Annotated in this window: 26 protein-coding genes; 21 read left to right on the top strand and 5 right to left on the bottom strand. The window is 67.3% G+C overall.

Features of this window, described 5'->3' with window-relative positions:
- Positions 1–86: 86 nt before the first annotated feature.
- The 7 genes from LY44_RS03200 to LY44_RS03170 all read left to right on the top strand — a co-directional run bounded on the left by LY44_RS03200 (position 87) and on the right by LY44_RS03170 (position 7,473).
- A complete protein-coding gene (locus tag LY44_RS03200) occupies positions 87–410 on the top strand; it encodes a virulence factor (RefSeq protein ID WP_055208657.1) in 324 nt (107 codons plus the stop codon).
- On the top strand, positions 410–1,300 hold the full coding sequence (locus tag LY44_RS03195) for a methylenetetrahydrofolate reductase (protein ID WP_055208659.1): 891 nt from the start codon (positions 410–412) through the stop codon (positions 1,298–1,300). The genes LY44_RS03200 and LY44_RS03195 overlap by 1 nt, the downstream gene beginning before the upstream one ends.
- Positions 1,301–1,303: 3 nt before the next feature.
- Positions 1,304–2,275 carry a methyltetrahydrofolate cobalamin methyltransferase gene (locus LY44_RS03190; protein ID WP_055208661.1) on the top strand — a complete coding sequence of 324 codons (972 nt, stop codon included), beginning with the start codon at positions 1,304–1,306 and terminating at the stop codon, positions 2,273–2,275.
- Between the two features lie 477 nt (positions 2,276–2,752).
- On the top strand, positions 2,753–4,231 hold the full coding sequence (locus LY44_RS03185) for a DUF2927 domain-containing protein (RefSeq protein WP_317617991.1): 1,479 nt from the start codon (positions 2,753–2,755) through the stop codon (positions 4,229–4,231).
- A 46-nt stretch (positions 4,232–4,277) separates the two neighbouring features.
- Positions 4,278–5,459 (top strand): vWA domain-containing protein, encoded by a 1,182-nt coding sequence (locus LY44_RS03180; RefSeq protein ID WP_055208663.1) that lies wholly within the window; start codon positions 4,278–4,280, stop codon positions 5,457–5,459.
- 49 nt (positions 5,460–5,508) lie between these two features.
- Positions 5,509–6,198 (top strand): M48 family metallopeptidase, encoded by a 690-nt coding sequence (locus tag LY44_RS03175; RefSeq protein WP_055208665.1) that lies wholly within the window; start codon positions 5,509–5,511, stop codon positions 6,196–6,198.
- A gap of 60 nt (positions 6,199–6,258) precedes the next feature.
- A complete protein-coding gene (locus LY44_RS03170) occupies positions 6,259–7,473 on the top strand; it encodes a hypothetical protein (protein WP_055208668.1) in 1,215 nt (404 codons plus the stop codon).
- A gap of 136 nt (positions 7,474–7,609) precedes the next feature.
- On the opposite strand, the gene LY44_RS03165 is transcribed toward LY44_RS03170, so the two are convergent.
- The 3 genes from LY44_RS03165 to LY44_RS03155 all read right to left on the bottom strand — a co-directional run bounded on the left by LY44_RS03165 (position 7,610) and on the right by LY44_RS03155 (position 11,193).
- Positions 7,610–9,079: a carboxypeptidase M32 gene (locus LY44_RS03165; protein ID WP_055208670.1), complete on the bottom strand. Its 1,470-nt coding sequence runs from the start codon at positions 9,077–9,079 to the stop codon at positions 7,610–7,612.
- Positions 9,076–10,260: a COX15/CtaA family protein gene (locus tag LY44_RS03160; RefSeq protein WP_081029194.1), complete on the bottom strand. Its 1,185-nt coding sequence runs from the start codon at positions 10,258–10,260 to the stop codon at positions 9,076–9,078. Before LY44_RS03160 ends, LY44_RS03165 begins: the two co-directional genes overlap by 4 nt.
- Before the next feature lie 195 nt (positions 10,261–10,455).
- The gene (locus LY44_RS03155; protein ID WP_055208673.1) at positions 10,456–11,193 is read right to left on the bottom strand and encodes an RNA methyltransferase; all 738 of its coding nucleotides are present in this window, start codon (positions 11,191–11,193) and stop codon (positions 10,456–10,458) included.
- A gap of 81 nt (positions 11,194–11,274) precedes the next feature.
- Here LY44_RS03155 and LY44_RS03150 point away from each other — a divergent pair, with 81 nt between their 5' ends.
- The 3 genes from LY44_RS03150 (at position 11,275) to trhA (ending at position 13,409) form a co-directional block, all read left to right on the top strand.
- Positions 11,275–11,892: a thiamine phosphate synthase gene (locus LY44_RS03150; protein ID WP_055208675.1), complete on the top strand. Its 618-nt coding sequence runs from the start codon at positions 11,275–11,277 to the stop codon at positions 11,890–11,892.
- A complete protein-coding gene (locus tag LY44_RS03145; RefSeq protein ID WP_223230737.1) occupies positions 11,892–12,575 on the top strand; it encodes a nucleoside/nucleotide kinase family protein in 684 nt (227 codons plus the stop codon). The genes LY44_RS03150 and LY44_RS03145 overlap by 1 nt, the downstream gene beginning before the upstream one ends.
- Before the next feature lie 189 nt (positions 12,576–12,764).
- Complete coding sequence (gene trhA, locus LY44_RS03140; RefSeq protein ID WP_013067327.1) at positions 12,765–13,409, top strand: PAQR family membrane homeostasis protein TrhA; 645 nt, start codon at positions 12,765–12,767, stop codon at positions 13,407–13,409.
- Here the strand turns inward: trhA and tgt are convergent.
- Positions 13,406–14,533: a tRNA guanosine(34) transglycosylase Tgt gene (tgt, locus tag LY44_RS03135; RefSeq protein WP_055208677.1), complete on the bottom strand. Its 1,128-nt coding sequence runs from the start codon at positions 14,531–14,533 to the stop codon at positions 13,406–13,408. The genes trhA and tgt overlap by 4 nt on opposite strands.
- Positions 14,534–14,946: 413 nt before the next feature.
- Between tgt and LY44_RS03130 the strand changes: the two genes are divergently transcribed.
- The 4 genes from LY44_RS03130 to tpiA all read left to right on the top strand — a co-directional run bounded on the left by LY44_RS03130 (position 14,947) and on the right by tpiA (position 17,746).
- Positions 14,947–15,312, top strand: coding sequence for an SUF system Fe-S cluster assembly protein (locus LY44_RS03130; RefSeq protein WP_055208679.1), 366 nt, complete (start codon positions 14,947–14,949; stop codon positions 15,310–15,312).
- A 116-nt stretch (positions 15,313–15,428) separates the two neighbouring features.
- Positions 15,429–16,502: an alkene reductase gene (locus LY44_RS03125; protein WP_055208681.1), complete on the top strand. Its 1,074-nt coding sequence runs from the start codon at positions 15,429–15,431 to the stop codon at positions 16,500–16,502.
- A 71-nt stretch (positions 16,503–16,573) separates the two neighbouring features.
- Positions 16,574–16,933, top strand: a complete 360-nt coding sequence (locus tag LY44_RS03120) for a HesB/IscA family protein (RefSeq protein WP_055208683.1) — start codon at positions 16,574–16,576, stop codon at positions 16,931–16,933.
- Positions 16,934–17,002: 69 nt separating this feature from the next.
- Positions 17,003–17,746 carry a triose-phosphate isomerase gene (tpiA, locus tag LY44_RS03115; protein WP_055208684.1) on the top strand — a complete coding sequence of 248 codons (744 nt, stop codon included), beginning with the start codon at positions 17,003–17,005 and terminating at the stop codon, positions 17,744–17,746.
- A gap of 165 nt (positions 17,747–17,911) precedes the next feature.
- Here tpiA and LY44_RS03110 read toward each other — a convergent pair whose 3' ends face one another.
- Positions 17,912–18,373 (bottom strand): Lrp/AsnC family transcriptional regulator, encoded by a 462-nt coding sequence (locus LY44_RS03110; RefSeq protein WP_055208687.1) that lies wholly within the window; start codon positions 18,371–18,373, stop codon positions 17,912–17,914.
- Positions 18,374–18,502: 129 nt separating this feature from the next.
- Between LY44_RS03110 and cobA the strand changes: the two genes are divergently transcribed.
- The 7 genes from cobA to LY44_RS17805 all read left to right on the top strand — a co-directional run.
- Complete coding sequence (cobA, locus tag LY44_RS03105; RefSeq protein WP_111395950.1) at positions 18,503–19,294, top strand: uroporphyrinogen-III C-methyltransferase; 792 nt, start codon at positions 18,503–18,505, stop codon at positions 19,292–19,294.
- Entirely contained in the window at positions 19,291–19,620 is a 330-nt protein-coding gene (locus LY44_RS03100) for a DUF2849 domain-containing protein (RefSeq protein WP_055208690.1), read from the top strand. Before cobA ends, LY44_RS03100 begins: the two co-directional genes overlap by 4 nt.
- Positions 19,613–21,274, top strand: a complete 1,662-nt coding sequence (locus LY44_RS03095; protein WP_055208691.1) for a nitrite/sulfite reductase — start codon at positions 19,613–19,615, stop codon at positions 21,272–21,274. Before LY44_RS03100 ends, LY44_RS03095 begins: the two co-directional genes overlap by 8 nt.
- Positions 21,264–22,028: a phosphoadenylyl-sulfate reductase gene (locus LY44_RS03090; protein WP_055208695.1), complete on the top strand. Its 765-nt coding sequence runs from the start codon at positions 21,264–21,266 to the stop codon at positions 22,026–22,028. Before LY44_RS03095 ends, LY44_RS03090 begins: the two co-directional genes overlap by 11 nt.
- Positions 22,025–22,411 carry a DUF934 domain-containing protein gene (locus tag LY44_RS03085; protein ID WP_055208697.1) on the top strand — a complete coding sequence of 129 codons (387 nt, stop codon included), beginning with the start codon at positions 22,025–22,027 and terminating at the stop codon, positions 22,409–22,411. The genes LY44_RS03090 and LY44_RS03085 overlap by 4 nt, the downstream gene beginning before the upstream one ends.
- Positions 22,412–22,489: 78 nt before the next feature.
- Positions 22,490–23,380, top strand: coding sequence for a ferredoxin--NADP reductase (locus LY44_RS03080; protein WP_394325845.1), 891 nt, complete (start codon positions 22,490–22,492; stop codon positions 23,378–23,380).
- A 111-nt stretch (positions 23,381–23,491) separates the two neighbouring features.
- Positions 23,492–23,683: hypothetical protein (locus LY44_RS17805; RefSeq protein WP_211310143.1), on the top strand; the 192-nt coding region annotated here is incomplete at its 3' end.

Here is a 23,683-nt window from a genome sequence, read left to right as displayed (position 1 = left end):
TGTCGCCAATCTGGCGCAACATGTCGAAATCCGTCACCGGGCGCGTCGCAAACGGGCGTATCCCTGTCTCAGAGGGAATCACGCACATGGCTGAAATCACGATCGTCTTCTGGCGCGACATCCCGGCGCAGATCATTGCCGGGACCGGTCGCAAGGCCGTCAAGAAACCTTTGCCCGAACGCTTCGAGCAGGCGATCGACCGCTGCGCGATGAAGATCGGCGCGAAGGACAGCGACGCTTACCTGGCCGAATGGCGCAAGGTGGTGATCGGCACCCGCGACGGCACGGATGCCGAAGCCGCCGAGGCCGAGCTGGCCCGGGTTCTCTGCGACTACGACACCGCCGCCTTGCTGCGGTTGATTGGCAACGATGGCTGGGACCAGGCCCGCCGCCCTGACGGAGAGATCTGATGGCGCTTTTGAACTTCCGCCGCGAGGCCGAGACCCCCACCAACGGCACGCTGACCGCTTTCCTTGACGGCTTCTCGATCGAGGTGATGCCGCGCACTGCCGAAAAGATCGAGGATTTCCGCGCCCTTCTGCCCGCGGGCACCCGTGTCTATGTCGCCCATATCGAGGGCACGCCGATCGAGGAAATGGTCGCCACGGCGAAACGCCTGCGCGTCGAAGGTTTCGAGCCGATGCCGCATTTCCCCGCCCGGATCCTCCGCGACGCGTTGCAGCTGCGCGACTGGGTGGCGCGCTACAAGGGCGAGGCCGGGGTGAAACAGGCGCTGCTTCTGGGCGGCGGCGTCAAGACGCCGGTGGGCACCCTCGACAATGCGATGCAGCTGGTCGAAACCGGCGCCTTCGCGGGGTTCGAGCGGCTGCATTTCGCCGGTCACCCCGAGGGCAACCGCGACATCGACGCCGACGGCACCGACAAGATCGTCATGCAGGCGCTTGCCCTGAAACAGAAATTTGCCGACGCGACCGATGCCGACACGGCCATCGTGACGCAATTCGCCTTTGAGGCCGGGCCGATCATCCAATGGGTCGACCGTCTGGCCGCCGAGGGCATCAAGATGCCGGTGCATATCGGCATCGCGGGCCCCGCGAAGCTGCAGACGCTCTTGAAATTCGCGATTTCCTGCGGTGTCGGCCCGTCCTTGAAAGTGCTGCAAAAGCGCGCCAAGGACGTGACGAAACTGCTCACCCCCTTCGAGCCCACCGATCTTTTGATGGATCTGGCCCGCCACAAGGCCAAGCATCCCGATTTCGGCATCGAGGCGGTGCATTTCTTCCCGCTCGGCGGTATCAAGACCAATGCGACCTGGATCGCGGACAAAACGAAAGGCTGAGGCATGACCCGTACCGTTCTGGAAAGCAAATCGAAGACCGTGGTGATCGGCTTCGACGAGCCCTTCTGCGTCATCGGCGAACGCATCAACCCGACCGGCCGCAAGAAACTGGCCGCCGAGCTGGAGCTGGGCGATTTCACCACCGTCGAGAGGGACGCGCTGGAACAGGTGGCCTGCGGGGCGACGGTGCTGGATATCAACTCGGGCGCGGTCTTTTCGAACAAGATGGCCGAAGATCCGCGCTATGCCGACAACAACTTCGTCGAGCCGCCCCTGATGCGCGATCTGATCCTGCGGGTGCAGGCGATCACCGATGTGCCGCTTTGCATCGACAGCTCGGTTCCGGCGGCGCTCGAAGCGGGCCTGGCCGCCTGCGAGGGCCGTCCGCTCTTGAATTCCGTCACCGGCGAGGAAGAGCGGCTCGAACGCGTGCTGCCGCTGGTGAAGAAATACAACGTGCCGGTGGTGGCGATCTCGAACGACGACACCGGCATTTCCGAAGACCCCGACGTGCGCTTTGCCGTGGCGAAGAAGATCGTCGAACGCGCCGCCGATTTCGGCATTCCGGCGCATGACATCGTCGTTGACCCGCTGGTGATGCCGGTGGGCGCCATGGCCTCGGCCGGGCGGCAGGTGTTCACGCTGGTCAACCGGCTGCGCACCGAGCTGGGCGTCAACACCACCTGTGGTGCGTCGAACATCAGTTTCGGCCTGCCGAACCGGCATGGCGTCAACGCCGCCTTCCTGCCGATGGCGATCGGCGCGGGCATGACCTCGGCGATCATGAACCCGGTCCGCAGCCAGGAGATGGAGGCGATCCGCGCCGCCAACCTGCTGATGAACCACGACGACAATGCGATGGACTGGATCCGGCTCTCGAAGGTGCTCGAGGCGATGAAAGAGGGCGCGAGCTTCGCCGAGGCCTCGGCCGCCGCCGCTTCGGCCACGCGCGGCGGACGCCGCCGCGCCCGCTGAGACGGCGCGATTCGCGCCCCCGCGACGAAGCGCCCCGCCCCTTGCAAACGCCCCGGCCCCGGCCGGGGCGTTTCGTTTCCGGGCCCGCCGGTAATCGCCCCCGATTGCCCGCCGCGCCGGGATCAATGCCGCCCGACCCGCCCCCGGGGCCGCCCGCCGCAAGGTTTTCGACATAGTGATTAACGAAGTGTTAAAAAATTTTCCGTTTCAAAACCGGAAACATCCCCGGGCCGGACGCGGGGGAACGCGCTGAAATCGCGGCAATGATTCGCCGCGAAGCGCCGCCACTGTTTCCCCGCCAGACCCAAAGACGGCGCGAGCGATTGAATTACGGCCACAATAAGGCGTGTACATGACCTCGTCTTGGCACTACATCTGGACCTGCCACATTAATATCTCATTGAAACCCGAAGCATGACTGGTCGCTTTTAAGGCCTGTGCCGAATGTTGGCACCACAACCTGGGATACGCACTGCCATGCGTTTGAACTGTCTGCCGCCTCGGGCGGTTTTCGCGGCTGCCCCCGCGGAAGCCACCCGGTCCGGGCGCATTGCGCCACGGGCCCGTCACGCTTTCGCTGCCCTCTCGGGGCTGGCTCTGGCCGCTGCGCTTTCTGGCTGTGCCGATGCGCCGGGGGGCCGTGATGTGCCGACCTCGCGCGCCTCGACCGCCGCGATCGACATGCCGCTGGACGATCCGACGATCGGGCTGCCGACCCCCGCCCCCCGCGCCGGGGCACTGCCCGGCAACAGCGTGCTGGCGCGCGACTTCATGGAACTGAATTTCATGCTGGAATCGGGCCGCCCGATCCCGCAATTCTCGCGCTTCGAAGGGCCGATCAGCGTCACGCTGCAGGGCGCCGCGCCGCCCACCGCCGCGACCGAGCTGTCCCGCCTCGTCACCCGGCTGCGCAGCGAGGCGCATATCCCGATCTCGACCGGCGCGGGCGCCACGAACCGCATCAGCATCGCCTTCGTGCCCCGCGCCGAGATGAGCCGCGAAGTCCCGAATGCCGCCTGTTTCGTCGTGCCCAATGCCGCCACCTGGGCCGAGTATCGCGCCAACCGCCGCTCTGCCGCGGGCGACTGGACCAAGGTGCAGCGCCGCACCGCCGCCACCGTCTTCATCCCCGCCGAGGCGACGCCGCAGGAGCTGCGCGACTGCCTGCACGAGGAGACCAGCCAGGCGCTCGGGCCGCTGAACGACCTGTACCGGCTGTCGAATTCGGTCTGGAACGACGACAACTTCCACACCGTCCTGACCCGCTACGACATGATGCAGCTGCGCGCCGTCTATGCGCCCGAATTGCGCTCGGGGATGTCGGTGCCCGAGGTGCAGGCGAAACTGCCCGCGGTCTTCGCCCGGATCAATCCCGGCGGCGGCAAAGTCACCGGCCTGCCCGAAGACCCGACCCCGCGCGCCTTCGTCACTGCACTCGAACGCGCCATCGGCCGCGGTTCGCAAGGCGCGCGCAAGGCGGCGGCGATGACGGCGATCCAGATGTCGGGGGCGCAGCGCTGGCAGGACACAAGGGCCGCCTTTGGCTGGTTCGCGCTCGGTCGGCTGAGCGTCTATGACGACCCCGAGACCGCGATTGCCGCCTTTGCCAATGCGGGCGCGATCTACCGGGCGACGCCCGGCGCGGGCATCCAGTCGGCCCATGTCGACATGCAGCTGGCGGCCTTTGCACTGTCCTCGGGCCGGGCCTCGGATGCGATCGCGCTGGTGAACCGGGCGATTCCGCAGGCGCTGACCGGGGAAAACGCCGCGCTGATGGCGACGCTTTATCTGATCCGCGCCGAGGCCTATGAAACGCTGGGCAATCCGGCGCAGGCGCGGCAGGCACGGCTCGACTCGGCGCAATGGGCACGCTACGGTTTCGGCTCGGATGCCGCCGTGCAGGCACGCGCGGCCGAAGTGGCAGCTTTGGCGCGGGCCGGGGCTCGGTACAACTGAGGCCCGGCTGACCCCCGCGCCTTGGCAGCGGCGCGGGGGGTTTTCGATGTTCCTGCCTTTCTTCGACAGCCTGCGCCGTCACGGCGTGCCCGCCAGTCCGCGCGAATATCTGGCGTTTCTCGAAGGACTTGCGGCGGGTCTTTGCCGCTTTGACATTGACGGCTTCTACTATTTCGCGCGCGCGACGATGGTGAAGGACGAACGCCACCTTGACCGTTTCGACCGGGCCTTCGCGGAAAGCTTCCGCGGCCTTGACGCGATCCCGCCCGAGGCGGTTCTGGACGCGTTGCAGCTGCCCGAGGACTGGCTGCGCAAGCTGGCGGAAAAGCATCTGACCCCCGAGGAAAAGGCGCAGATCGAAGCCCTGGGCGGGTTTGAGAAGCTGATGGAAACCCTGCGCGAACGGCTGAAAGAGCAGGAGGGCCGCCATCAGGGCGGCAACAAATGGATCGGCACCGCCGGAACCTCGCCCTTTGGCGCCTATGGCTACAACCCCGAAGGGGTGCGGATCGGCCAGGCCGAGAGCCGTCATCAGCGCGCGGTGAAGGTCTGGGACAAAAGGGAATTTCGCGATTTCGACGACCGGGTGGAACTGGGCACGCGCAACATCAAGGTGGCCTTGAAACGGCTGCGAAGCTGGGCCCGGCACGGCGCAGCCGAGGAGCTTGACCTGCCCGGCACGATCCGCGCCAGCGCCGAAAGCGGCTATATCGACGTGAAGACCCGGCCCGAGCGGCACAATGCGGTCAAGGTGGTGCTGTTTCTGGATGCGGGCGGCTCGATGGATGCGCATGTGCAACTGGTCGAGGAGCTGTTTTCCGCCGCGCGCAGCGAATTCAAGCATCTGGAGCCTTATTACTTCCACAACTGCCTTTACGAGGGGGTCTGGCGCGACAACCGCCGCCGCTGGGACGAGCTGACCCCCACTTGGGAGGTGCTTCACCGCTACGGGCCTGATTACAAATGCATTTTCGTGGGCGATGCGTCGATGTCGCCCTATGAGATCAGCCATGTCGGCGGCGCCAACGAGCATTGGAACGCCGAAGCGGGGGCGGTCTGGCTGGCCCGCGCCCGGGCGCAATGGCCGGGCCATGTCTGGCTCAACCCGGTGCCGGAACGGCAATGGGGCTATACACAGTCGATCGCGATGATCCAGGCGGCGTTCGAAGGCCGCATGTTCCCGCTGACGCTTGACGGCATCACCCGGGCGATGAAGCTGCTTGGCTGAGGGCGCGGCGGGGATTGACCCGGGCCGCCCCCGGCCCCATCTTTGGCCGATGCTTCTGCGCCTTCTGCCCTTCCTGCTGACGATCCTTGCCGCGCTTGCGATGTGGCATTTTTCGTCGCGCAACCTGCTGCGCCAACTCTCCGCCCGCTCGGTGCCGCTGGCGGAACCGGGTCTGGCCCCGGTGCTTGACCGGCTGCGCGCGGCGCTGGGGGTCCCTTCCCTGCCCGTCTTCGTGCTCGATGACCCCAAGGTGAACGGCCTCGCCGCCCCCGATGGCCGGGTCTTCCTGACCGAGGGTTTTCTGGCGCTTTACCGCAGCGGGCAGGTCACCGCCGAGGAGCTCGCCTCGGTCATCGCCCATGAGATCGGCCATGTCGCCAGCGGCCATGCGCGGCGGCGGATGATCGACTTCACCGGGCAGAACCTGCTGCAGCTGCTGCTCGTGGGCGTGCTGGGCCGGATCGTGCCCTTTGCCGGGATCTGGATCGCCAATCTGATCACCACCGCTCTTGCCGCGCGTCTGAGCCAGCGCGACGAATATGAGGCCGATGCCTTTGCCACCGCGCTGCTGATCAAGGCGGGGATCGGCCCGGAGCCGCAGCTGAGCCTTTTCGCCCGGCTCGACCGGCTTGTGGGCGCGGGCGCGGGCGCCGCCCCGGCCTGGGCTTCCTCGCATCCCGAGACGGAGCGGCGCATGGCCGCGATCCGCGCCAATGTCGCCCGCTGGACTGCGGCGTAAGTCACAGCGCGGCGCCGTTTTTTCCGCTATCACCGGGACAGGCAAAAGCAGGACCCAAAGATGAGCCAGACCGTCCGCAAGCGCCGGGTGTTCTACATCCCCGGCTATGACCCGATCCCCCCCCGCCGCTACCGCGAGCTGTACCGGACCGAGGGCACGGCGCAGGCGGCGATTTCGGGCTATGCGCTGGCGCTGGCGCCCAAACGCGCGGGCGGCCCCTATGGCTGGCATGTGAGCGCGACCCAGGACGGGCAGGCAGTCGAGACCGATATCGAGGTGCTGCTCTGGGCCGATATCGTGCGCGACAGCATGGCGGCCTCGATCCCCGCGACCTATCTGCAGCTGGTGCGTACCGCCTGGGCCTATATCGGCTCAGGCGCGCTGTTTCGGCTGATGCGGCTGCGCAAGGGCCCGGTGATCGCGGCGCTTTACCCGATCGTCGCGCTGATCTTGCAGGCGCTGGCGGGACTTGGCGCGGGGGCGGCGCTGGCCGCGCTGCTGCTTTGGCCACTGCCCGATTTCGCCTTTGACGGGGCGCTCGGCCTTGCGATCTGTGCCGCCGTCACCTGGGCGGTGCTGCGCTGGTTTCGCAAGCACGATGGCACCTTCTACGCCTATTACCTGATGCATGATTACGCCTTCACCGCGCGCTGGGGCGGCGCCAATCCGGCCGCGCTCGAAACCCGGATGGCCGGCTTTGCCGACACGATCGCGCAGGCGCTGACCGAGGACTGGGACGAGGTTCTGATCGTCGGCCATTCCTCGGGCGCGCATCTGGCGGTCTCGGTTCTGGCCGATCTGATCCGCGCGGGCCGGGTGCCTGCGCCGGGGCCGCGGCTCGGCTTCCTGTCGCTGGGCCATGTCGTGCCGATGGTCAGCTTCCTGCCCGAGGCGAAACGGCTGCGCGGCGATCTGGCTTATCTTTGCACGCGGACCGAACTGACCTGGGTCGATGTCACCGCCCCGGGCGACGGCTGCGCCTTTGCGCTGTGCGATCCGGTCAAGGTCTCGGGCGTCAGCCCCGCCGATCAACGCCAGCCGCTGATCCTGTCTGCCGCCTTCACGCAAACACTCTCGCCCGCGCGCTGGAAGCAACTGCGCTGGCGCTTCTTCCGGCTGCATTTCCAGTATCTTTGCGCCTTCGACCGCCCCGGCGCCTATGATTACTTCCGCATCACCGCCGGGCCCCTGACCCTGGCCGAGCGCTTCGCGCAGACGCTGCCGTCAAAAAGCGTGATCGAGACGCCCGCGAACCGCTTTACATCAATGGCGTAGGGGGGCGCTGCCCCCCGTCCCTGCGGGACTCCCCCCGAGGTATTTGAAGCAAGATGAAACCGGATGCCTTTCATCTTGCCCGAAATATCCCGGGGGGCCGAGGCATCGCCTCGGCGGGGGCAGCGCCCCCTCGCCCTCAAAGCCGGTAGATCGCCGCGTATTTGGTTTCGAGATAGTCGAGCAGCGGTTCTTCCGAAGGCTCAAACCCGCAGGCGGTGACGATCGTCTCGCGCGGGGGGCGCAGCCCGCCGTGGCGTTGCAGGTTTTCCCGCAGCCAGTCGGTCGCGGGTTTTGCCGTGCCCTCGGCCAGAGCCGCATCGATCCCCGGCACCGCCGCGCGCATCGCGCTGTTCAGGCAGCCCGCATAGACATTGCCCAGCGTATAGGTCGGGAAATAGCCAAAGAGGCCGGCGGACCAGTGCACATCCTGCAAGAAGCCCTGCGAGGGTTTCTCGACCGCCACCCCGAAATCCGTCAGGAACCGGGCGTTCCAGGCCGCTTCCAGATCGGCCACTTCAAGCTTGCCCGCGATCAGCTGCCGTTCCAGATCGAAGCGCAGCATGATGTGCAGGTTGTAGTGCAGCTCGTCGGCTTCGGTGCGGATGAAGCCGGGATTGACCCGGTTCACCACCGCATGAAAGGCCTGCGCGTCCGCCACGCCGAAATCCCCGAACGCATCCAGCATGCGCTGATACAACCAGCCGGTGAAGGCGGCCGAGCGGCCAAGCTGGTTTTCATAGATCCGGCTCTGGCTTTCATGCACCCCCATCGAGACGCCGCGGCCGAGCGGCGAGAAGGCATAGTCGGGCGAAATCGCCTGTTCGTAGCAGGCGTGGCCGACCTCGTGGATGGTGGAATAAAGGCAGTTGAACGGGTCGCTTTCGCACACCCGCGTGGTGATGCGCACATCCCGCCCCGAGCCCGAGCAGAACGGATGCACCACGAGATCGAGCCGCCCCATCGTCCAGTCATAGCCGAAGGCCGAGGCGCAGATGCGGGCAAGGCGCAGCTGCGTCGCCTCGGGGAAGACATGGCTCAGCGCGGGCGGCTGGTGTTCCGATCCCAGCACCTTTTCGCGCAAGCTGACAAGGCGCGGGCGCATCCGGTCGAACATCGCGCCAAGCGCGCGATGCGTGGCGCCCGGTTCGTAATCATCCAGCAGCGCATCGTAAAGATCGCCTTGCGACAGGCAGGCCGCTTCCTCGCGCTTCAATGCCACCATCTGCGCCAGCGTCGGCAGGAAGGCGGCCGCATCCTCGGCCGCGCGCGCCTCGGCCCAGACGCCCTGCGCAAGCGAGGTGAGGCGCGCCAGTTCGGTGGCCAGCCGCGCCGGAATGCGGGTGGCGCGGTTGTAATTGCGCCCGGCCAGATCCAGAAGCCGCGCATCCGCCTCGGTCGTCGCCTCGGCACGGGCCAGCCAGTCTTCGAGCCGCGGATCGGTGCGGCGCGCATGCAGCACCGATTCCAGCGCCGCCAGTTCCTCGGCCCGCTGTTCGGCCGCCCCGCGCGGCATCATCGTTTCCTGATCCCAGCCCAGACGCTCGGCCACATGGCCAAGCGCCTCGGTTTCGCGAAGGTAGGCTTTCAGGTCGGTCAAAGCTGTCATTTGATCCCCCGGATCGATTGCACGCGCGGATAGCGCGCAAGAAACCGCGCGCGGATGAGAAAGAGCCAGAGCACCAGCGCCCCGCCCAGATGCGCCAGCCGCAGCGCCAGCGGATCGCCATGCAGCAGCGTGACGACGCCCAGCACCGCCTGCAGAAGCATCCAGACCGCGGCCAGCACGAAGGCCATGCGCGTCACCGCATGCACCGACCGGCGCGACCGGATCAACGCGACAAGCGCAAGCACCACAAGCAGATAGCCGAGCGCCCGGTGGCTGAACTGCAAAAGCGCCTGATTTTCCAGCGCATTGCGCCAGATCGGTTGCAGCGAGAGCATGTCGGGCGGCAGCCAGAGGCCGCCCATCAACGGCCAGTCGGTGAAAACCGCCCCCGCGCCAATCCCGGTCACCAGCCCGCCCACGAGCAGTTGCAGGAAGCTCAGATGCATCAGCCCCGTCGCCAGCCCGACCAGCCCCGGTTCCGCCTGACGCCGCGCCGAGATCAGCGCAGCCTCGGTCCGCGCGGCCAAGAGCGCATACCAGAAGGCAAAGCCTGCGAGCGCGAAGGCCAGCCCAAGGCGCAGCGTGGCAAAGGGGGCTGCGCCAAGGGTCGTCTGCGCCCGTTCGATCTGTGCCACGACCAGATTGGCGGCTTGCACCACCCGCTCCTGCGGGGTCGGGGGCGCCACCACAGGCGCAGGCGTCGGCGGGGTTGCGGGCAGCAATTGCAGCGGCGGCAGGGCGCCCGTTTGCGGCAGCACCTCGGCCGCGGGGGCGGGTGACAAGGCCTTGGAAAGCTGGGACATCGGCGCGGGGTCGGAGGCCGCCAGCAGCAGGCAGCCCAGCCCCAGACCGGCGACGCGCATCCCCCAGCCCGGCGGCAGGCGGCGACTGACAGCCAGCCCCAGCGCGCCAAGCGCCCAGACAGCAAAGAGCGCGAGCCCGGTATAGGGCTGCACCAGATCAAGCTCGGCAATGCCGAAGCCCGGCGTCGCATCCAGCCCCAGTTGCAGCACCGCGAGCACGATCAGCGAGACCATCCAGAACATCAGCGCCTTGCGCGCGCCTTTCGGCCGCGCGTCGATCATGCCGCCCTTCGGCGCCACCGGCATCTGTTTCGGGGTCTCGACGCCCACCTCCTCGAAGATCGCGCGCGAGCGGTTCTTGACGGGTTTCATCCCCATGCGGGCCTCCTGTCGCTTTCGCGCGACACTAGGGCGCGGGGCGGGCGGGGGCAAGGGGATTGGCGCTTGCCCGGGCGGCGGCGCGGCCCGGATCGTCCCGCAACCCCCGGGGCGGGCAGGGTTTTTCGGCGCAGGCGCAGGGCGCGGGCGCGGCCCTTGGCGCAAATGTCGCGCCCCCGCGGCCCGGCCGGCGGATCAGTCGCGGTTGCGCAGCAGCTGCCGCAGCATCCCGTGCAGCGTCTGTACATCCGCCCGCGTCAGGCCGAACCGGCTCCACATGTTGCGCAGATTGCGCTTCATCATCGGCGCCTTGCCCTCGGGGAAGAAGAACCCGGCCGCCTCGAGGCGTTCCTCGTAATGATCGCCCAGCTTCTCGATTTCCAGCGCATTGGCCATCTCGGCCCCGGCCAGACCGGGGTCGATCGCGGGGGCGTCGCTGCCCTGACGGGCGAATTCATACGCCGTCAGCAGCACCGCCTGCGCAAGGTTGAGCGAGAAGAAGTCTGGGTTCACCGGCACGGTGATGATCGCATTCGCCCGGATGATGTCGTCGTTTTCCAGCCCCGTGCGCTCGGGGCCGAACATCACGCCGACGCGCTGACCGGCGGCGATCCGCGCCCGCGCCTCGGCCATCGCGGCCTCGGGGGTGTAAATGGGTTTCGTCAGCTCGCGCCCGCGCGCCGTGGTCGCAAAGACGAAATCGCAATCGGCAATCGCCTCGGCCGTGGTGGCGAACACCCCCGCATGATCGAGCACCTTGCCCGCCGCGCCAGAGGCCATCGCCACCGCCTTCGGGTTCGGCCAGCCGTCACGCGGATCGACGAGCCGCAGGGTCGACAGCGCGAAATTCAGCATCGCGCGGGCGGCGGCACCGATATTCTCGCCCATCTGCGGACGGATCAGGATGAAGACGGGGGTCGGATGCGAAGTCATGCCCCCCGATACAGAAGCGCAAAGCCGCTGGCAAGGCGGGGCGGCCTGCGCTAGAAGGCGCCAAACCCGAAAGGAGCCATCATGTCCGAGGATCGCCCGCAGCTTTATCTGGCCACCCCGCCCAGCTTCGATCTGGAGGTTTTCCCGCAGCTGCTGGCGCGCGTGCTGGGCGCGCAGGAGATTGCCTGCCTGCGTCTGGGTCTGGCGACGAAAGACGAGGACAAGGTGATGCGCGCGGCCGATGCGGTGCGTCAGGTGGCGCATGAGTTCGATGTCGCGCTGGTGATCGAGAACCACATCGCGCTGGTGGAACGCCACGGGCTTGACGGCGTGCATCTGACCGATGGCGCCCGCACCGTGCGCTATGCCCGCAAGGAGCTGGGTCAGGAGGCGATCGTGGGCTGTTTCTGCGCCGCCTCGCAGCATGACGGCATGACCGCGGGCGAGGCCGGGGCGGATTACGTCTGCTTTGGTCCGGTGGGCGAAACCGGGCTTGGCACCGGCGCCCGGGCCGAGCGCGACCTGTTCCAGTGGTGGTCCGAGGTGATCGAGGTGCCGGTGGTGGCCGAAGGCGCGCTGACCGAGGCTCTGGTGCGCGACTTTGCCCCCGTCACCGATTTCTTCGCCGTGGGCGAGGAGATCTGGACAGCGGAGGACCCGGTGGCGGCGCTCGGCCGCCTTGTCGCGGCGATGGGCTGATGGCGGAATTCTGGCTGGGCGATTCCAACGGCCCGATGGGCGATGTCGGCGCCTTCATGGGCTCCGAGCTGCGGGTGGACCGCGCCGATCTGGCGGGCCACATCGGGCAGTTGGGCGAGGAGCGCGTGCTGGTGGCGCTGGTGGGCGCGCCCGGCTCGGGCAAGTCGCAGCTGGCGGCGGAACTGGCGGGGCAGCTGAATGCCCGCAGCCCCGGACGCGCCGCGATCCTGCCGATGGACGGATTTCATCGCGCCAATGACTGGCTGGACGCGCAGGGCCTGCGCGCACTCAAGGGCCATCCCGACACTTTCGATGTCGCGGGCCTTGCCGCCTGTCTGGCGCAGGTCAAGGCGGCAACCGGCGACTGCGCGGTGCCAAGCTTCGATCGCGCCGCCGATGCCGTGGTGCCTGCGGGCGCGGTGATCCCGGCCACGGCGCAGGTGATCCTGGTCGAGGGCAATTACCTGCTGCTGACCCGCCCGGGCTGGCGCGATCTGGCGCCAATTTTCGATCTTTCGGTCCGGCTTGCCGTGACCGAGGCCGAGCTGCGCCGCCGCCTGATGGCGCGCTGGGCCGACCTGCCACTGGCGGAAGCCACGCGCCGGACCGAGGAGAACGACCTGCCGAACGGGCGTCTGCTGACGACCGGAAACCGCGCCGCCGATCTTGTGATCTTCGGCTGAGCGGGGCTCTGCCCGCACCCCGAGGTATTTGCAGCAAGATGAAGGCCGCAATTTCATCTTGCCCGAAATACCTCGGGGGGAGTCCGCAGGACGGGGGGCAGCGCCCCCTGCCCGGCTCGCAGCTGACGCAGCGTCAGCCTTTGGCTTGCCCGCCCCGGCTGCTAGAATGCGCCATTCCCGGAGGTTGCGATGACACGACATGAGCTGGCCCACTCGTTCCGCGAGCATTTTGCCGATGGCGTGATGCATGTGCTGGGGGTGACCTTTGCCGTCGCGGCGGTCTCGGCGCTGATGGTCTGGGCGGCGATGGCGGGGCTTGGGCCGAAGATCTGGCCGCTTGTCGTCTATGCGGTCGGGCTGATCGCCTCTTTCGGCTTTTCGGCGGGCTACAACCTGACGCTTTACGCGCCTGCCCGCGCGGTGCTGCGCCGCTTCGATCATGCGGCGATTTATCTTTTGATTGCAGGAACTTACACGCCGATGGCGCTGATCGGACTGGGCGGCAAGGTGGGCATTGCGCTGACCGTGACGATCTGGACGCTGGCGCTGATCGGCATGGTGATGAAGCTTGGCTTCTTTCATGCCGCCGAGAAGGCCGGGTTCCTGCTTTACCTTGTCATGGGGCTTCTGGGCCTGGTCGCGATCTGGCCGCTGATCGAGCGGCTGCCGCTGGCGGTGCTGATCCTTCTGGGCATCGGCGGCGCCGTCTATTTGCTGGGCACGGTGTTCTACAAGCTGAAGCGGATGCCGTTTTCGCGCGCGATCTGGCACGGCCATGTGATTGCGGCGGCGGCGACGCATTACGCCGCCGTCATCCTGATCGCCGGGCATTAAAGCGGGTCGATATCGCCCGCCGCGCGTTCGGCATGGAACTCGGCCACGAAGGCAGAAAGCCGCCCGGCCGCGATCGCCGCGCGCAGGCCCGCCATCAGATCCTGATAATAGTGCAGGTTGTGCCAGGTCAGCAGCATGCCCGAGATCATCTCCTGCGCCTTGAAGACATGGTGCAGATAGGCGCGCGAGTAATTCCGGCAGGCCGGGCAGTTGCAGGCTTCGTCGAGCGGGCGCGGGTCGTCCATGTGCCGGGCGTTCTTGATGTTGATCTGGCCGCGCCGCGTCCAGGCCTGCCCGGTCCGCCCCGAGCGCGAGGGCAGCACGCAATCCATCATGTCGATGCCGCGCTCGACCGCGCCGACGATGTCGTCGGGCTTGCCCACCCCCATCAGATAGCGCGGCTTGTCGGCGGGCAGGAAGCCGGGCGCATAGTCCAGGACCGAGAACATCGCCTCCTGCCCCTCGCCCACGGCCAGCCCGCCGAGCGCATAGCCGTCAAAGCCGATGTCCTTGAGTTTCTGGGCACTTTCCTCGCGCAACTCCCGCGTGACGCCGCCCTGCATGATGCCAAAGAGCGCATGCCCCGGCCGGTCGCCAAAGGCGTCGCGGCTTCGCTCGGCCCAGCGCATCGAGAGCCGCATCGATTTCGCCACCGCAGCCTCGTCGGCGGGCAGCGCCGGACATTCGTCAAAGGCCATGACGATATCCGAGCCCAGAAGCTTCTGGATCTCCATCGAGCGTTCGGGGCTCAGGTGATGTTTCGAGCCGTCGATATGGCTGGAAAAGGTCACGCCCTCCTCGGTGAGCTTGCGCAGCGATGCAAGGCTCATCACCTGAAACCCGCCCGAGTCGGTCAGGATCGGGCGCTCCCAGTTCATGAACTTGTGCAACCCGCCCAGCCGCGCGATGCGCTCGGCCGTCGGGCGCAGCATCAGGTGATAGGTGTTGCCCAGAAGGATGTCGGCACCGGTGGCGCGCACGCTTTCGGGCAGCATCGCCTTGACCGTGGCGGCGGTGCCGACGGGCATGAAGGCGGGGGTGCGGATCTCGCCGCGCGGCGTGTGGATCACCCCGGTGCGGGCGGCGCCGTCGGTGGCGGACAGGGTGAAGCTGAACTGGGTCATCGGGCGCTCCTTTCGGCCGCATGTAGCAGCGCCGTGCCGAAAGGGGAAGGGACCCGCGCAGGCAGGGTTTGCACGCGGGCGGGGAAGGCTTTCGCCTCGGGCAGGCCCGAGGCGACCCGCGGGGGGCTTCGCCCCCCGCCCCCCCCGAAAAAAGAAGTGCGTATTTTGCCAAGGAAAAACAGGGCCTTTGCCCGTTGACGGACGCGACATGCCGCCGAAAGACGTGCTTGCCGCGGCTTGTTTCTTCTTGGCGCAAATACGCCGGGGGTGCGGGGGCGGAGCCCCCGCCCGGGTCGCCGAGGCCCCGCCTCGGTGAAATCCCACCTGGCACGCGGCTTTCCGCCCCGCACCGACGGCCTTTACCTCTCCCCCTGATACCCTATATAAACTCTAGGAAATAGCCCGAGAGAGTCATGACCAGCACCGAACACGCGCTCCCCGAAGGGGCCCCGCTGATTGCCCCGTCCGATATCGAGCACCCGCTTTACGCCTCGGTGGTCGAGGCCTGCCGCACCGTCTTCGACCCGGAAATTCCGGTCAACATCTTCGATCTCGGTCTGATCTACACGATCCGGATCGGCGAGGACGGCGTCGTCGCCATCACCATGACGCTGACCGCCCCGGGCTGTCCGGTGGCGGGCGAGATGCCGCAATGGCTTGCCGACGCGGTCGAGGCGGTCGAGGGGGTGCAGCGCTGCGAGATCGAGATGACCTTCGACCCGGCCTGGGGCATGGACATGATGTCGGACGAGGCCCGGCTCGAACTCGGCTTCATGTGAGCTTGCGGGGGCGGGCGCGGCGGGCTGTGCGGAGCGGACGGCCCCCCTGTGCGGCAGCGCCCTTGTCCCCTTGCGCCGATCCTTTACGGTGGGGGTCTTCTTGAACGGAGGGTCAGATGACCGACACCCTGTTTTCCCCCGGCCAGCTTGGGGAAATTTCGATCGCAAACCGCGTCGTGATGGCGCCGCTCACCCGCAATCGCGCGCCCGACCGGATGCCCACCGATCTGACGGTGGAGTATTACCGCCAGCGCGCGACGGCCGGGCTGATCGTCACCGAAGGCGCGCAGATCTCGCCCATCGCACAGGGCTATGCCTGGACGCCCGGCATCCACACCGAGGCGCAGGCGGCGGCTTGGGCCCGGGTCACCGAGGCCGTCCATGCCGAGGGCGGCAAGATCGTGATCCAGCTCTGGCACGTCGGGCGCGTCTCGCATGAAACGATCATCGACGGGCTGACACCGGTCGCCCCCTCGGCGCTGTCGGCGGCCTCGAAGACCTTCGACGGCAAGGGCTTCGTCGAAACCGGCATGCCGCGCGAAATGACCGCGGAAGACATCGAACGCACCTTCCTTGATTACGGCCATGCGGCGCAGCTGGCGAAACAGGCGGGCTTCGACGGGGTCGAGGTGCATGCGGCGAACGGCTATCTGATCGACCAGTTCCTGCGGGACACGTCGAACATCCGCAGCGACGGCTGGGGCGGCCCGGTCGCCAACCGCATCCGCTTCCTTTTGGGTGCCGTCGATGCCTGCGTCGCGGTCTGGGGCCCGGGGCGGGTCGGCGTGCGGCTTTCGCCCTTCTCGAACGCCAATAATATCGGCCTCGACAGCGACACGCCCGCGCTTTTCGGCGCCGCCATCGCCGCGCTGAACGACCGGCCGCTGGCCTTTGTCCATATGGTCGAGGGCCAGACCGGCGGCCCGCGCGACTGGCCCGCGGGCGAGCTGGAAGCGCTGCGCGAGGCGATCCGCGCCCCCTATATCGCCAACAACGGCTATGACCGCGAAAGCGCCCTGGCCGCGGTGGCAACGGGCACGGCCGACGCGGTGGCTTTCGGCAAACCCTTCATCGCCAACCCCGATCTGGTGGCGCGGCTGGAGCGGGACGCGGAATGGAACCCGCTGCGGCTGGCGCTGATGTATGGCGGCGGCGCCGAGGGCTACACCGACTATCCCGCCCTGCCCTGATCCCTCCGGGCGGCCCGGCAGGCTTGCCGGACCGCCCCCGCGCGCCTATCTTGAGGCGAAAGGAGCCCCCCATGTTCGCACTCCCCGGCAAGCCCCCCGTCACACTGACCCCCGCCGCCGTCGCGCAGATCGCCGATCTGATGGCGCGCGAGGGCGCCGCCGGGTTCCGCATCGGCGTGAAAAAGGGCGGCTGTGCGGGCATGGAATATACGATGGAAATCGCCGCCGAGGCCGATCCGATGGATATCGTCGTCGAGGAAGGCCCGGCCCGCGTGCTGATCGCGCCCTTGGCGCAGATGTTCCTGCTTGGAACCGAAATCGACTACGAGGAAACGATGCTCGAATCGGGCTTCAAGTTCCGCAACCCGAATGTGGTCGAAAGCTGCGGCTGCGGCGAATCGGTGAAGTTCCGCGACACCGCCGCGGGCTGAGGCCCATTTCTTGCTTGCACGGGCCGCGCGCCTGCCTAATCTGCGCCCGACTTTGGCAAGGAGGCAGGAATGCGCAGAAAATTGGCCGCGGGCAACTGGAAGATGAACGGCACCAAGGCAAGCTTGGCCGAAGTGGCGGCGCTGATCGCGGCGCATCCCGATCCGAAATCCGAAGTGCTGCTTTGCCCGCCCGCAACGCTGGTCGCGGCGATGGTGGCGACGGCGGCGGGCAAGATCGCGGTCGGCGGCCAGGACTGCCACATGAAGGCCGCAGGCGCGCATACCGGTGACATCGCGGCCGAAATGCTGGCCGATTGCGGCGCCTCCCATGTGATCCTCGGCCATTCCGAACGCCGCGCCGATCATGGCGAAAGCTCGGAGATGGTTTGCGCCAAGGCCGCCGCCGCCCGCGCCGCGGGTCTGGTCGCGGTGATCTGCGTTGGCGAGACCGAAGCGCAGCGCGATGCGGGCGAGACGCTGGCACTGGTGGGCGCGCAGCTGGCGGGCTCGGTGCCGGACGGCGCGACGGCGGCGAATACCGTCATCGCCTATGAACCGGTCTGGGCGATCGGCACCGGCCGCACGCCGACGCTGGAACAGATTGCCGAAGTGCATGATTTCCTGCGTGCGGAACTCGTCGCGCGCTTCGGCGCCGAGGGCGAAGGGATGCGGCTCCTTTACGGCGGCTCGGTCAAACCCTCGAACGCGACCGAGATCTTTGCCACCTCGAACGTCGATGGCGCGCTGGTGGGTGGCGCCTCGCTCAAGGCCGCCGATTTCGGCGCGATCCTGAGCGCGCTCGACGCGGCCTGACGCAGAAGGGGGCGCTGCCCCCCGTCCCTTCGGGACTCCCCCCGGGATATTTGCACCAAGGTGAAAGCAGCACCGGGTTGCCTTTCACCTTGGGACAAATATCCCGGGGGGTGAATGGCCGACAGGCCAGAGGGGGGCAGCGCCCCCCTGCCCGGCCTGATCCCCTCACACCGGCAAGATCGTCGTCGACTTGATCTCTTCCATGCTCAGAAGCGCGGTGACGTTGTAGATCTTCACCTCGGAGATCAGCGCCTGATAGAAAAGATCATAGGCGCGCGCATTCTTCACCCGCACCTTCAGGATATAGTCGATGTCGCCCGCCAGCCGATGCGCCTCGAGCACCTCGGGGCGGGCGCGCAGCGTGGCCAGAAACCGGCGCTGCCACTCGGCCTCGTGCTCCGAGGTGCGGATCAGCACGAAGAAACAGGCCTCGAGCCCCAGCGCCTCGGCATCGAGCAGCACCGTCTGCCGCCCGATCACGCCCAGATCCTTCATCTTGCGGATCCGGTTCCACACCGGGGTCTTCGACGAGCCCACCTTGCGCGCGATCTCGTCGAGCGACTGGCTCGCGTCTTCCTGCATCTGAAACAGGATCTTCCGATCCATCTCGTCCAACCGGACCGCCATTCGCCTTTTCCCCCGTTTCGCAGGAAATCTCCTCTGCCGGACCCAGGATAGGAAACGAAGTTCCTTATTCGCAAGGGGGCATGGCGCAGGCGGGGAAAAATTTCCTATATTGCGCGAAAGGAGACCGCCATGACCCAGACCCGTCGCACGCCCGAGACCCCCGCTCCCCGCCGCACGGACCATCGCACCGGCCATGTGACGCTGGCCGGGGCCGGGCCGGGCTGCGCGGATCATCTGACGCTGGCGGTGGCGCGGGCGCTTGGCGCGGCCGATGTGATCTTGCACGACCGGCTGGTCCCGGCCGAGGTGCTGGCGCTGGCCGGGCCGCAGGCCCTGGTGATCGAGACGGGCAAGACCGGCTTTGGCACCCATATGCCGCAAGACGAGATCACCGCGCTGATGCTGGGCTTCGCGCAGGCCGGGCGCGATGTGCTGCGGCTGAAATCGGGCGATCCGGGCGTCTTCGGCCGTCTGGGCGAGGAGCTGGACGCGCTGCAAGCCGCCGGGATCGGCTTCACCGTCCTGCCCGGGATCACCGCCGCCTCGGCCGCCGCCGCCAGCCTGGGGCAAAGCCTGACCGAGCGCGGCCGCAACAAGGAGCTGCGCCTGATCACCGGCCATGACATCGCGGGTTTCGCCGAGGCGGATTGGGCGGGCCTTGCCCGTCCGGGCGCGGTCGCCGCGATCTACATGGGCAAGAAGGCCGCACGTTTCCTGCAAGGCCGCCTGATGATGCACGGCGCCCTTGCCACGACGCCGGTGACGCTCGTAGAAAATGTTTCCCGCGCCGAGGAGCGCGTGCTTGCCACCACCCTGGCCGATCTGCCCGCCGCCGCCGCGCGTCTGGAAGGTCCCGCCGTCATCCTGTTCGGTCTCGCCCCCCGCGCGGCCGCCGCCCAATCGCTTGAGGCCGTGATATGAGTCGTTCCTTTGTTCCGAAAGTCGTCAGCGCCAATGATCTGCGCGCCGGTCACGTGGTCTATTTCGCCGCCAGCGGAGACTGGGTGCGCGATATTGCAGAGGCCGAGGTGCTGACCGACGAGGCCGAGGCGCAGCTGCGCCTGCTTTCCGCGATGGGTCATCCTACCGTTGCCGTCGGCGTCTATCTGGTGGATGTGACGCAAGAACCGCAGGGCCCGGTGCCGGTGGCGCTGCGCGAGCAGTTCCGCGCCAGGGGCCCCTCGATCCGCCCGACGAAAGAAGCCGCCGCCAAGGAAGCCGCCCCCAAGGAATCCGCCAATGTATGAATATTCCGACTTCGACGAAGCCTTCGTGCGCAACCGCGTGGCGCAGTTTCGCGATCAGGTGGCGCGGCGGCTGGACGGCAGCCTGACCGAGGAAGAATTCCGCCCGCTGCGGCTGATGAACGGGCTTTATCTGCAGCTGCACGCCTATATGCTGCGCGTCGCCATCCCCTATGGCACGCTTTCGTCGCACCAGATGCGGGCGCTGGCCGATGTGGCCGACCGGTTCGACCGCGGCTATGGCCATTTCACCACCCGCCAGAACATCCAGTTCAACTGGATCAAGCTCACCGACACGCCCGACATTCTGGAGCGGCTGGCCGATGACGGTCTGCATGCGATCCAGACCTCGGGCAATTGCATCCGCAACGTCACGACCGATGCCTTTGCGGGCGCCGCCGCCGACGAGATCGAAGACCCCCGCCCCTATGCCGAGCTGATCCGGCAATGGTCCTCGGATCATGCCGAATTCCAGTTCCTGCCGCGCAAGTTCAAGATCGCGATTACCGGCAGCCCCGAGGATCGCGCCGCGATCCGCGCCCATGACGTGGGTCTGCAGCTGATCCGCCGCGGCGCCGAAACCGGCTTTCGCGTGCTGGTGGGCGGCGGGCTGGGGCGCACGCCGATGCTGGCGCCCGAGCTGCGCGACTTCCTGCCGAAAGCCGATCTGCTGCCCTATCTGGAGGCGATCCTGGCCGCCTACAACCTGATCGGGCGGCGCGACAACAAATACAAGGCGCGCATCAAGATCACCGTGTTCGAGACCGGGATCGAGCCCTTCCGCGATCTGGTCGAGCAGGAATTCGCGCGTATCCGCCCGCAATTCACCGGCGCCGATCAGGCGCTTTTGGCGGAAATCACCCCGCATTTCGCCCTGCCCGATCTGGTGGCGAAAGACCCCGCCGCCTTTGCCGCGGCGCGGACCACGGATCCGGCTTTCGCGGCCTGGGCGAAGCAGTCCGTCACCGATCACAAGCGCCCCGATCATGCGGTGGTGACGATCTCGGTCAAGACCCCGGGCGAGGAACCGGGCGATGTCTCGGCCCGCCAGATGCGCGCCGTGGCGGATCTGGCCGACCTGCACGGCTATGGCGAGCTGCGGATTTCCCACATGCAGAACATCGTTCTGCCCCATGTCGCCCGCGCCGATCTGCCCGCCCTTCATGCCGCGCTGCGCAAGGTCGGGCTGGCGGCGGCGAATGTCGGGCTGATCTCCGACATGATCGCCTGTCCGGGGATGGATTACTGCGCGCTGGCCACGGCGCGTTCGATCCCGCTCGCGCAAGAGATCGCGCAGCATTTCGAGACGCTGGGTCTGGTCGAAACCATCGGGCCGCTGCCCTTGAAAATCTCGGGCTGCATCAATGCTTGCGGTCATCACCATCTGGGCGCCATCGGCATTCTGGGCCTCGACCGCGCCGGGGCCGAGAATTACCAGATCACCCTGGGCGGCGCCGAGGGGCCCGAGGCGGCGATCGGCGAAAAGATGGGGCCGGGCTTTGCCTATGACGCCGTCGTTCCCGCGATCGAACGGCTGGTGCGCGCCTATCTGGCCTTGCGGCTTTCGGCGGACGAAAGCTTTTTGGCGGCGCTGCACCGGCTGGGCCGCGAGCCCTTCCGCGCGGCGCTTTATGACGAGGCCCAGGATGCTGCCTGACATCGGCCCCCGCGTCGCGGCGCTGAATGACCGCTATCGACATCATGCCGCGATTTCGGTGATGGAAAAGGCGCTTTCCGATCCCGACACCGGGCGGGTGGCGATGGTCAGCTCGTTTGGCGCGGAATCGGTCGTGCTGTTGCACATGGTCTCGCTGATCGCCCCGGCGACGCCGGTCTTGTTCGTCGATACGATGATGCTGTTTCCCGAGACGCTCGCCTATCAGCAGGAGGTCGCCTCGAAACTGGGCCTGTCGGAAATCCGCACCATCCGCGCGACGAAAGCCGCGCTGGCGCTCGATGACCCCGATGGCACGCTTTATCAGTTCGACACCGACGCCTGCTGCAATCTGCGCAAGACCGTGCCGCTGGAAACGGCGCTTGCGGGCTTTGACGCCTGGATCACCGGGCGCAAGCGCTATCAGGGCCAGACCCGGGCCGAGATCGACTTCTTTGAAGTCGAAACCCCCGACCGGATGAAGATCAATCCGCTGGCGCATTGGGGGCGCGAGGATCTGGAAGAATACATGGTGCAAAACCGCCTGCCCCGGCATCCGCTGGTGGCGCGGGGCTATCCTTCGATCGGTTGCGCGCCCTGCACCTCGCCGGTGAAACCGGGCGAAGATCCGCGCGCAGGCCGTTGGCGCGGCTCGCAAAAGACCGAATGCGGCATCCATTTCATCGGCGGCAAGATGGTGCGGGTCAAACCGGCCGAGGACGCCCCCGAAGGCAGCGACAAGGACAAGGTGGCATGAGCGTGATCGTGCGCGATACGGGCTTTGCGCCCGAGGATTTCACCGGGGTGGCCGTCGAGGTTCCCCCCACCACCGCGCCCGAGGCGCTGGCGGCGCTGGTTGCGGGGGCAGAGCTGGTCAAGGTGCTGTTCCCCAGCTTCTCGGACGGGCGCGGCTTCACGCTGGGTCGGCTGATCCGCGACGCGGGCTATACGGGGCGGCTGCGCGCCAGCGGGCCGATCATCGCCGATCAATACGGCATGGCGCGGCGCTCGGGCTTTGACGAGGTGGAGATCCCCGATGATCTGGCCGCCCGGCAGGGCGAGGCGCAATGGCTGGCCCGGGCCGACTGGCAGGCGCATGATTACCGCGCGCGCCTCTTCGGATCGGTTGCGACAGCGTGATCGCTTGACGCGAAAGGTCGCAGGCGGCATCTGCCCATAGTCATGGCACGCCGCGGCCTTTTGTGGTAATTGCGGCGCATGTTTCCTGCCGCGCCTTCACCCGCGCCGGTGCGGCGCTTCTTCATCGCCCCTTCGGGCCTCAAAGACGAGACGACCGTGAACGAGACCACGCCGATTGCCCCCGCGAAAGTCCTGCCCGATGCGCAGACGGTGACCTCTGTCCGGCACTGGACCGACACGCTGTTTTCGTTCCGCGTCACGCGGCCGCAGACGCTGCGCTTCCGCTCGGGCGAGTTCGTGATGATCGGGCTGCTGGATGACAACGGCAAGCCGATCATGCGCGCCTATTCGATCGCCTCGCCCGCCTGGGACGAGGAACTGGAATTCTACTCGATCAAGGTGCCCGATGGCCCGCTGACCTCGCGGCTGCAACACATCAAGGTGGGCGAGCAGATCATCCTGCGCCCGAAACCCGTCGGCACGCTGGTGATCGACGCGCTGCTGCCGGGCAAGCGGCTGTGGTTCCTCGCCACCGGCACCGGGATTGCGCCTTTCGCGTCCCTCATGCGCGAGCCCGAGGCCTATGAGAAATTCGACGAAGTCATCATGATGCACACCTGCCGCACGGTGGCCGAGCTGGAATACGGCCGCCAGCTGGTCGAGGCGCTGCAAGAGGATCCGCTGATCGGCGAGCTGGTCGAGGGCAAGCTGAAATACTACCCGACCACCACCCGCGAAGACTTCCACCACATGGGCCGGATCACCGACAACCTCGCCTCGGGCAAGGTGTTCGAGGATCTGGGGATCGCGCCGATGAACCCGGAGACCGACCGGGCGATGGTCTGCGGCTCGCTCGCCTTCAACGTCGACGTGATGAAAGTGCTGGAAAGCTACGGCCTGCGCGAGGGCGCCAATTCCGAGCCGCGCGAATTCGTGGTGGAAAAGGCCTTCGTCGGCGACGGCATCTGAGCCGTCAGGCAGATTGGAAACGGGCCGTCCTTCGGGGCGGCCTTTTTCTTTGGCGCATCTGTGTTCGGCTTGCGGCGGGGCAAAAGAAAACGCCGCCCCGAGGGGCGGCGTTTGTCGATGTCAGGCGCGCGGCGCTTATTGCGCGGCAGCGGCGGCGGCGGCAGCTTCGGCAGCGGCAGCGGCAGCGACAGCGGCTTCGGCGGCGAGTTTCGCAGCCTCGGCAGCGGCGAGCGCGGCGGCAACCGGGTCAACCGGAGCAGCTTCAACAGCCGGGGCTTCAACCGGGGCAGCTTCAGCGGCCGG

This window comes from Rhodobacter capsulatus (assembly GCF_003254295.1).
Classification (GTDB): Bacteria; Pseudomonadota; Alphaproteobacteria; order Rhodobacterales; family Rhodobacteraceae; genus Rhodobacter; species Rhodobacter capsulatus.
The sequence above is the reverse complement of the archived record's forward strand: the minus strand, read 5'-3'. Positions and strand labels throughout refer to the sequence as shown.

What these genes read in the sequence shown, in the direction of transcription:
- LY44_RS03200 (WP_055208657.1), top strand. Translation starts at nt 87, where the DNA reads ATGGCTGAAATCACGATCGTCTTCTGGCGCGACATCCCGGCGCAGATC.
- LY44_RS03195 (WP_055208659.1), top strand. Translation starts at nt 410, where the DNA reads ATGGCGCTTTTGAACTTCCGCCGCGAGGCCGAGACCCCCACCAACGGC.
- LY44_RS03190 (WP_055208661.1), top strand. Translation starts at nt 1,304, where the DNA reads ATGACCCGTACCGTTCTGGAAAGCAAATCGAAGACCGTGGTGATCGGC.
- LY44_RS03185 (WP_317617991.1), top strand. Translation starts at nt 2,753, where the DNA reads ATGCGTTTGAACTGTCTGCCGCCTCGGGCGGTTTTCGCGGCTGCCCCC.
- LY44_RS03180 (WP_055208663.1), top strand. Translation starts at nt 4,278, where the DNA reads ATGTTCCTGCCTTTCTTCGACAGCCTGCGCCGTCACGGCGTGCCCGCC.
- LY44_RS03175 (WP_055208665.1), top strand. Translation starts at nt 5,509, where the DNA reads ATGCTTCTGCGCCTTCTGCCCTTCCTGCTGACGATCCTTGCCGCGCTT.
- LY44_RS03170 (WP_055208668.1), top strand. Translation starts at nt 6,259, where the DNA reads ATGAGCCAGACCGTCCGCAAGCGCCGGGTGTTCTACATCCCCGGCTAT.
- LY44_RS03165 (WP_055208670.1), bottom strand. Translation starts at nt 9,079, where the DNA reads ATGACAGCTTTGACCGACCTGAAAGCCTACCTTCGCGAAACCGAGGCG.
- LY44_RS03160 (WP_081029194.1), bottom strand. Translation starts at nt 10,260, where the DNA reads ATGGGGATGAAACCCGTCAAGAACCGCTCGCGCGCGATCTTCGAGGAG.
- LY44_RS03155 (WP_055208673.1), bottom strand. Translation starts at nt 11,193, where the DNA reads ATGACTTCGCATCCGACCCCCGTCTTCATCCTGATCCGTCCGCAGATG.
- LY44_RS03150 (WP_055208675.1), top strand. Translation starts at nt 11,275, where the DNA reads ATGTCCGAGGATCGCCCGCAGCTTTATCTGGCCACCCCGCCCAGCTTC.
- LY44_RS03145 (WP_223230737.1), top strand. Translation starts at nt 11,892, where the DNA reads ATGGCGGAATTCTGGCTGGGCGATTCCAACGGCCCGATGGGCGATGTC.
- trhA (WP_013067327.1), top strand. Translation starts at nt 12,765, where the DNA reads ATGACACGACATGAGCTGGCCCACTCGTTCCGCGAGCATTTTGCCGAT.
- tgt (WP_055208677.1), bottom strand. Translation starts at nt 14,533, where the DNA reads ATGACCCAGTTCAGCTTCACCCTGTCCGCCACCGACGGCGCCGCCCGC.
- LY44_RS03130 (WP_055208679.1), top strand. Translation starts at nt 14,947, where the DNA reads ATGACCAGCACCGAACACGCGCTCCCCGAAGGGGCCCCGCTGATTGCC.
- LY44_RS03125 (WP_055208681.1), top strand. Translation starts at nt 15,429, where the DNA reads ATGACCGACACCCTGTTTTCCCCCGGCCAGCTTGGGGAAATTTCGATC.
- LY44_RS03120 (WP_055208683.1), top strand. Translation starts at nt 16,574, where the DNA reads ATGTTCGCACTCCCCGGCAAGCCCCCCGTCACACTGACCCCCGCCGCC.
- tpiA (WP_055208684.1), top strand. Translation starts at nt 17,003, where the DNA reads ATGCGCAGAAAATTGGCCGCGGGCAACTGGAAGATGAACGGCACCAAG.
- LY44_RS03110 (WP_055208687.1), bottom strand. Translation starts at nt 18,373, where the DNA reads ATGGCGGTCCGGTTGGACGAGATGGATCGGAAGATCCTGTTTCAGATG.
- cobA (WP_111395950.1), top strand. Translation starts at nt 18,503, where the DNA reads ATGACCCAGACCCGTCGCACGCCCGAGACCCCCGCTCCCCGCCGCACG.
- LY44_RS03100 (WP_055208690.1), top strand. Translation starts at nt 19,291, where the DNA reads ATGAGTCGTTCCTTTGTTCCGAAAGTCGTCAGCGCCAATGATCTGCGC.
- LY44_RS03095 (WP_055208691.1), top strand. Translation starts at nt 19,613, where the DNA reads ATGTATGAATATTCCGACTTCGACGAAGCCTTCGTGCGCAACCGCGTG.
- LY44_RS03090 (WP_055208695.1), top strand. Translation starts at nt 21,264, where the DNA reads ATGCTGCCTGACATCGGCCCCCGCGTCGCGGCGCTGAATGACCGCTAT.
- LY44_RS03085 (WP_055208697.1), top strand. Translation starts at nt 22,025, where the DNA reads ATGAGCGTGATCGTGCGCGATACGGGCTTTGCGCCCGAGGATTTCACC.
- LY44_RS03080 (WP_394325845.1), top strand. Translation starts at nt 22,490, where the DNA reads ATGTTTCCTGCCGCGCCTTCACCCGCGCCGGTGCGGCGCTTCTTCATC.